The sequence below is a fragment of the Streptococcus cristatus genome (assembly GCF_001578775.1).
Classification (GTDB): domain Bacteria; phylum Bacillota; class Bacilli; order Lactobacillales; family Streptococcaceae; genus Streptococcus; species Streptococcus cristatus_A.
The window spans coordinates 1-208 of record NZ_KQ969104.1 but is presented as its reverse complement, the minus strand read 5'-3'; the positions used below and the strand labels follow the sequence as shown (position 1 = coordinate 208).

The window sequence follows — 208 nt, the reverse complement described above, 5'->3', positions numbered from 1 at the left end:
AGTCAGTTTCAACAAGCGAGTCTGCTTCAGCATCATTGAGCCTGAGCCAATCAGTTTCAGCAAGTGAATCAGCCTCAGCTTCGTTGAGTGGCAGCCAATCTGTCTCAACAAGCGCAAGTGCTTCAGCTTCGTTGAGCTTGAGCCAGTCTGTCTCAGCAAGTGAATCAGCTTCAAGCTCATTGAGCACCAGCCAGTCTGTATCAGCAAG

Annotated in this window: 1 pseudogene; it reads right to left on the bottom strand. The window is 49.5% G+C overall.

Going from position 1 to position 208, the window contains the following annotated elements:
* Positions 1 to 208 (bottom strand): annotated as a pseudogene (locus SCRDD08_RS10835) (hypothetical protein); the annotation flags it as partial.